Source organism: Acidiphilium iwatense, assembly GCF_021556475.1.
GTDB classification, from domain to species: domain Bacteria; phylum Pseudomonadota; class Alphaproteobacteria; order Acetobacterales; family Acetobacteraceae; genus Acidiphilium; species Acidiphilium iwatense.
In genome coordinates this window covers 1-5,439 of the sequence record NZ_JAKGBZ010000094.1, presented here as the reverse complement: position 1 = coordinate 5,439, position 5,439 = coordinate 1, and the positions used below count along the sequence as shown (strand labels likewise).

Genomic DNA, 5,439 nt, shown 5'->3' with positions numbered 1-5,439 from the left:
TCCAGCACCATCCGCACCGCGCGTTCGCGGACCTCAGGTGAATATCTGTTCGATGTCTTCCGCTTTTCCATTGCTCCATCCTACTCAAGAGTTGGAGCCTCCAGGATTCCCGGCGCGGTTCAATCCGATGGCGCCGTCGGTTTCCTCGACGCGCCACGCCAGAGGCAGCGCGCGTTCGCCCCAGCGCACGCTGAGCATCAAGACCTAGTGGCGATCCGACTCGCGCGGCAATCCGGATGCGAGTTCCACCAGATTGGCGCTACGGACATGCAACATGGTGGCGACCAGCAGTGCGAGCTTGTCGCGTTGGGTCTTGCGTTGCCTGGGCAGCCGCTGCTTCAGTTCGGCCTTGATGCCGTCCGCCCAGACAACAATCCCACTCGCCGCCGACATTCGATCCCGCTCCAGAAAAAGGGCGGAATCCTTGAATCACACACGGATTCGAGCCGTCAACAGCGCGCCCGAGGAACTGATGGATGGCGAGGCATCATCGTCTTCATCTCTTTCGTCTATCTCGGGTTCTACATCATCGCCTGGCGCTACACGAAGAAGCGATTTCCCTGACCGTCCGAACCTGCCGGATCGTGCCATAATTGCTCGAATTGCTCGCGGCCGACTGCCGGTGCACAATGATGACGGCATCCACATGATAAAATGAGGCAAACATGAACGACCTGATCGTCATCGCCTTTCCGTCCGAGGCAAAAGCCGAAGAAGTCCGGCGCAAAGTGCTGGATATGCAGAAGGAATATCTGATCGAGCTCGGTGACGCCGTGGTCGCGGTCAAGCAGCCGGACGGCCATGTCAGGCTCAACCAGTTGTTTCACCCCACTGCGGCGGGTGCCGCCTCCGGCAGCTTTTGGGGCTTTCTGATTGGCCTCCTGTTCATGATGCCGCTGGTTGGCGTCGCGATCGGCGCCGGTGCCGGCGCGCTCGGTGGCGCGTTGAGTGATTTTGGCATCAACGACCGGTTCATGAAGAATCTTGCAGAAGTGCTGCAACCCGGCAGTGCCGCCCTGTTCTTGCTCGTGCGCAAGATGACCGCAGACAAGGTGTTCGATGATCTCCAGGGTGTCGGCGGTACGGTGCTGCGCACCTCGCTCGATCATTCCAAGGAAGCCGCGCTGCGCGAGGCTCTGGCAGGCCATCAGGCGACACTGTCCGCAACAAACTAACGCATCTCGGCCCTTACTGTACCATTCGTTCGGCCGGGGGCAAGAGAATGATCGTGTATTCGCCGCTGATTTCGATCGGCCAGCCGATCGTCGCGGATAGTGGCACAATCGCGCCACCGCTTGCTAAAGCCACGCGCAGGGCACGACAGTCATGCGCTCGCGCGATCGTGACGAGCCCCTCCACCAGCCCATGGAAAAGCGGTACCGTGTTCAGAATGTCGATCGCGGCCAGAGGGCGCGCCGTCAATATCCGGCCGTGCGATAGATCGGTTTCGCAGCGATAACAGGCGATGCCGCTCGGGTAAGGCCGTTCCCGCCGTCGAATGACCAGGATGCCGCGATGGCTGGACATTGCGGCGATGGTGCGCCGCGCGAAGCTCCGCCAGTCCGCGCGGCTGACACGAGGCAGTGCCATCTGGATGATCGGATAGCTCGGACCGATCTGCTTGGCCGTCATCGGTTCGACGACGAAGCACCCCTCGGTGATGCGGCCCGCAGGCGCTGTGGTCTTGGACATGATCCGATATCGCGCCGTTTGTCATCCATCGCCTTGATCGAAATCAACGAGGACACGGAAATTCCGGGTCGATTTGCGTCGAGCAGCGCCAGAGTTTATGTCAAATTCTTGAGTTGGTCGGGCAAGAGGACCAGTGATGTCGGATCATCGGAACGGGCTCAGACGTTCATCGATCAATCTCTCGGATGCCATCATTCCGGGACTGTGCGCCGGCTGCGAAGCACGGCATATTGGCCTGTGCGACGCACTGGCCGACGAGGATCTGCATTTTCTAGCGAGTGTGGCGAAGTCCCATACCGTCCCGAAAGGCCGGATGTTTGTCGCGGAAGGCGACAAGGCACGGCATTTCTTCAACATCAATCGCGGTACGGCCAAACTGTTCAAGGATCTGCCAGACGGGCGGCGGCAGATCACCGGTTTCGTCGGTGCGGGGGACTTCGTCGGCCTGGCCGCCGCCGACCACTATGCCTTCACCGCCGAAGCGATCAATGAGGTGCGGCTGTGCAGGTTCGACCGCACCGAACTCCGTTCGGTATTCACGACGTTTCCCGCGCTTGAACGGCGATTGCTCGATGTCGCCTCGCACGAACTGATCTTAGCACAAGAGCAGATGCTCCTCCTGGGGCGCAAGAGCGCGATCGAACGACTTGCCTCCTTTCTGCTGGGCTGGAGCGACCGCGCGGAGATTTGCCCGAACGGGGCCCAAGCACTCGCCCTGCCAATGACTCGTGCGGATCTCGGCGATTACCTCGGCCTGACCTTCGAAACTGTCTCGCGCGCTCTTTCCGCCCTGAAGCGGCAGAACATCGTCGAGGTCGGCAAGGATCACGGCGTCAGAATCCTTGATCGTGACCGATTGTCCGCTTTCGCGACCAGCCGGTCTTGATCGAGATCAAGACCATCGGTGCACCACTTTGCTAGTCTCCTCCTGCGATTGTCAGGAGGAGATCATGAACATTCGCGATATCATGACTGTCGGACCGGTCACGGTCGAACCCAGAACCACCTTGAGCGATGCCGGGCGCATCATGCTCGATCAGCATCTCTCCGCACTACCCGTTACCGACCGGGATGGGAGGTTGGTCGGCATTATGACCGATGGCGACCTGCTGCGCCGGCCGGAACTCGACACGGCGCCCGAAATCAACTGGTGGCACGGCTTCTTCGCGCCCGAGACCTCCGCGCGCCAATTCGTCAAGGCGCGGGGGCGCTACGTCGGCGAAATCATGACCGAGAACGTCAAGACCGTGACAGTCGAAACCCCACTTGTGGACGCGGTGAACTTGATGGAAATCCATCGGATCAGGCAGGTGCCGGTAGGACGCGGCGATGCGCTGATCGGCCTCCTGACCCGGAAAAATCTTCTGGCGGCGTTAATTACCCGGCTTTTGGTGGTCGATGACGACGTGATGTCGGACGATGCCAAGGCAACAATGATCCATGAGAACATCACACGGTTGAAATGGGCGCCGAAGGGTAGCGTCGTGATCACGGCTCGTGATGGGATTGCGACCCTGGCGGGTCCGATCTTCAGCGATGCCGAGCGGCGCGCGCTGATCGTGCTCGCGGAGAACACAAAGGGAGTGAAATCGGTCGTGGACAGAATGATCTATGTTAATCCCGACAACGTCGATCCGAGCAGTGGTGTCGCCTTCGGCTCGTTCTGACCAATGAGCGGCGCCACAGAGGACATGGACCCCGGTCTGACCCGCACGGAGGCCGCGCGGCGGCTCGTACAATTCGGGCCGAATGCGGTCGCGGATGTCTCCGAACGCTGGATCGCCGCAATCGCCGGTAAGGTGTGGCCACGATGGTCTGGAATCTGCCCCTCTCCCAGATCCGCACGTTGCCCTTTCTTGTGCTGATGCTCCCGGTGCAAACCATGCACTTCACGACTGCGCGTTGATCAGGATCAAGGCACGGTGCGGCGGAACCGCCTATTCTCCGCGGCATGGACACGCTCTCGCTGCTCGCCCGCTACGATCGCCGCCTGCCACGCTACACCAGCTACCCGACCGCTGTGCAATTCGATGCGCGTGTCAATAGAGACGTGCATCGGCGCTGGCTTGCGGCGATCCCCGACGGCGCTACCGCCTCGCTCTATCTGCATGTGCCGTTCTGCCGCAGCCTGTGCTGGTTCTGCGGTTGCAATACCAGCGTGATGAACAGCGTCACGGCTCTGGAACGCTATGCAACCTCGGTGCAGGCGGAGATCGCGCGTGTCGCTTCGGCGATCGGCCATCGCCTGCCGGTCCGACAGATCCATTGGGGCGGCGGCACACCGACCGCTCTGCCCGCACCCTCAATGCAGGCGATCGATGCAGCACTACGCCGACATTTCGTGATTGATGCAGATACCGAAATCGCGATCGAGATCGATCCGCGCACCCTGCCCACAACTGCCGAGTCCGATCTGCGCGCGCTCGGCATCGGCCGTGCCAGCCTGGGCGTGCAGGATTTCTCGCCGGCCGTGCAGGATGCGATCGGCCGGCACCAGAGTGTCGCGCAAACACGCCATGCCGCTTTGGTTGCGCGCGTGGCCGGTGCATGCTCGATCAATCTCGATCTCGTCTATGGCCTGCCGCACCAGACCGTCGCGTCCTTGGAGGCGACGGTTGAGTCTGTCCTCGAAATCGACCCGGACCGGGTCGCGCTCTACGGTTATGCCCATGTGCCCTGGATGCAGAAGCGTCAGCAGGTGATCGCCGAATACGATCTGCCTGACGCGGTGGCGCGTCTTGCCCAGCAGGCGCGCGCAGGGACCATGCTCGCCGAAGCCGGCTATAGTCGGATCGGTCTCGACCATTTCGCGAAACCAAGCGACCGCATGGCGCTCGCCTGCGGCACACCGGCGCTGCGGCGTAATTTCCAGGGTTACACGGTCGATGACGCCGATGTGCTGATCGGCTTCGGTGCATCCGCGATCTCGGCTCTCCCGCAAGGCTACGCGCAGAACGCGACACGGACCGCCGATTATCTCGCTTCGATCGAAAAAGCTGGTTTTGCCATCGCACGCGGCCTCGCTTTGACTGAAGAAGACGGTCTGCGTCGCGCGATCATCGAGCGGATCATGTGCGATCTTGCCGTTGATGTGGCGCGGCTTGCAAAGAATGCCGGTGTCGATTTTGCTACATTTGATGACGTTTGGCCGAAGCTCGAGTCGCTCGCCATGGATGGGTTGATCCGGCGCGACGGTTCGGTCATCTCGGTCACCGAAGCGGGACGGCCGTTCCTGCGCCATGTGGCTTCGTGTTTCGACGCTTATCTTGACCCGGAGACGGCGCGTCACGCTTCGGCAATTTGAGCACAAGAAAAGTTTGACATGGCCAATGCGGTCCTGACCGTCATTCCCGTCTCCTCAGTATCGAATTCGCCTTGTTCGAGACGATGGCGGATCATCCGAGAATCACGCATGGCAGAATCGAACGGGTCGGAGAGGCGCCGCATTTCCAGGGTTTCGACCATGACGGCAAGCTGATCATCGAACGGCGCTGGTCGAATGGTGCGAAACACTCGCATAAGGATCCACTTGGCCCGCTGCTCGATTGGGTGGCGGCAGCATCTTGATGGCGATGCGCTGATCGGCGTCGGGCACCGGATCGTCCATGGTGGCACCGATTTTGCCTAGTACCCCGAGTCGCTCATAGTGCGGGGTATAGCCGCTTCAGTTTGATGCGGGCGTTTGCGGTGGTGAAGTGCCAGTTGGCCTTGACGTGATCCCTATTGCGGGTGCGCTCCCATGCGGCG

The 5,439-nt window shown here is 61.0% G+C and carries 9 protein-coding genes; 6 read left to right on the top strand and 3 right to left on the bottom strand.

Annotated features, from left to right (window positions below):
• Positions 1 to 564: hypothetical protein (locus tag L2A60_RS19745; protein ID WP_235706170.1), on the top strand; the 564-nt coding region annotated here is incomplete at its 5' end.
• Positions 565 to 665: 101 nt separating this feature from the next.
• Complete coding sequence (locus tag L2A60_RS19740; RefSeq protein WP_235706169.1) at positions 666 to 1,175, top strand: DUF1269 domain-containing protein; 510 nt, start codon at positions 666 to 668, stop codon at positions 1,173 to 1,175.
• Between the two features lie 13 nt (positions 1,176 to 1,188).
• Here the strand turns inward: L2A60_RS19740 and L2A60_RS19735 are convergent, their stop codons facing one another.
• Positions 1,189 to 1,692, bottom strand: coding sequence for a hypothetical protein (locus tag L2A60_RS19735; protein ID WP_235706168.1), 504 nt, complete (start codon positions 1,690 to 1,692; stop codon positions 1,189 to 1,191).
• Positions 1,693 to 1,828: 136 nt separating this feature from the next.
• On the opposite strand from L2A60_RS19735, the gene L2A60_RS19730 reads away from it, so the two are divergent.
• From L2A60_RS19730 to hemN, 4 genes are all read left to right on the top strand, one after another.
• Positions 1,829 to 2,578 (top strand): Crp/Fnr family transcriptional regulator, encoded by a 750-nt coding sequence (locus tag L2A60_RS19730; protein WP_235706167.1) that lies wholly within the window; start codon positions 1,829 to 1,831, stop codon positions 2,576 to 2,578.
• Positions 2,541 to 3,359 carry a CBS domain-containing protein gene (locus tag L2A60_RS19725; RefSeq protein WP_235706171.1) on the top strand — a complete coding sequence of 273 codons (819 nt, stop codon included), beginning with the start codon at positions 2,541 to 2,543 and terminating at the stop codon, positions 3,357 to 3,359. Before L2A60_RS19730 ends, L2A60_RS19725 begins: the two co-directional genes overlap by 38 nt.
• 3 nt (positions 3,360 to 3,362) lie before the next feature.
• Positions 3,363 to 3,557 carry a cation-transporting P-type ATPase gene (locus tag L2A60_RS20995; protein ID WP_407932576.1) on the top strand — a complete coding sequence of 65 codons (195 nt, stop codon included), beginning with the start codon at positions 3,363 to 3,365 and terminating at the stop codon, positions 3,555 to 3,557.
• Positions 3,558 to 3,643: 86 nt separating this feature from the next.
• Positions 3,644 to 4,996 (top strand): oxygen-independent coproporphyrinogen III oxidase, encoded by a 1,353-nt coding sequence (gene hemN / locus L2A60_RS19720; protein WP_235706166.1) that lies wholly within the window; start codon positions 3,644 to 3,646, stop codon positions 4,994 to 4,996.
• On the opposite strand, the gene L2A60_RS19715 is transcribed toward hemN, so the two are convergent.
• Together L2A60_RS19715 and L2A60_RS20700 are read right to left on the bottom strand one after the other, a co-directional pair.
• Positions 4,978 to 5,157, bottom strand: a complete 180-nt coding sequence (locus L2A60_RS19715) for a hypothetical protein (protein WP_235706165.1) — start codon at positions 5,155 to 5,157, stop codon at positions 4,978 to 4,980. The genes hemN and L2A60_RS19715 overlap by 19 nt on opposite strands.
• A gap of 13 nt (positions 5,158 to 5,170) precedes the next feature.
• The gene (locus tag L2A60_RS20700) at positions 5,171 to 5,299 is read right to left on the bottom strand and encodes a hypothetical protein (RefSeq protein ID WP_262313225.1); all 129 of its coding nucleotides are present in this window, start codon (positions 5,297 to 5,299) and stop codon (positions 5,171 to 5,173) included.
• Between the last annotated feature and the right edge of the window lie 140 nt (positions 5,300 to 5,439).

Bases quoted from the DNA above. Each gene is read 5' to 3' on its own strand.
- L2A60_RS20700 (WP_262313225.1), bottom strand. From the start codon at position 5,299: ATGGACGATCCGGTGCCCGACGCCGATCAGCGCATCGCCATCAAGATG.
- L2A60_RS19735 (WP_235706168.1), bottom strand. From the start codon at position 1,692: ATGTCCAAGACCACAGCGCCTGCGGGCCGCATCACCGAGGGGTGCTTC.
- L2A60_RS19730 (WP_235706167.1), top strand. From the start codon at position 1,829: ATGTCGGATCATCGGAACGGGCTCAGACGTTCATCGATCAATCTCTCG.
- L2A60_RS19715 (WP_235706165.1), bottom strand. From the start codon at position 5,157: ATGGTCGAAACCCTGGAAATGCGGCGCCTCTCCGACCCGTTCGATTCT.
- L2A60_RS19740 (WP_235706169.1), top strand. From the start codon at position 666: ATGAACGACCTGATCGTCATCGCCTTTCCGTCCGAGGCAAAAGCCGAA.
- hemN (WP_235706166.1), top strand. From the start codon at position 3,644: ATGGACACGCTCTCGCTGCTCGCCCGCTACGATCGCCGCCTGCCACGC.
- L2A60_RS20995 (WP_407932576.1), top strand. From the start codon at position 3,363: ATGAGCGGCGCCACAGAGGACATGGACCCCGGTCTGACCCGCACGGAG.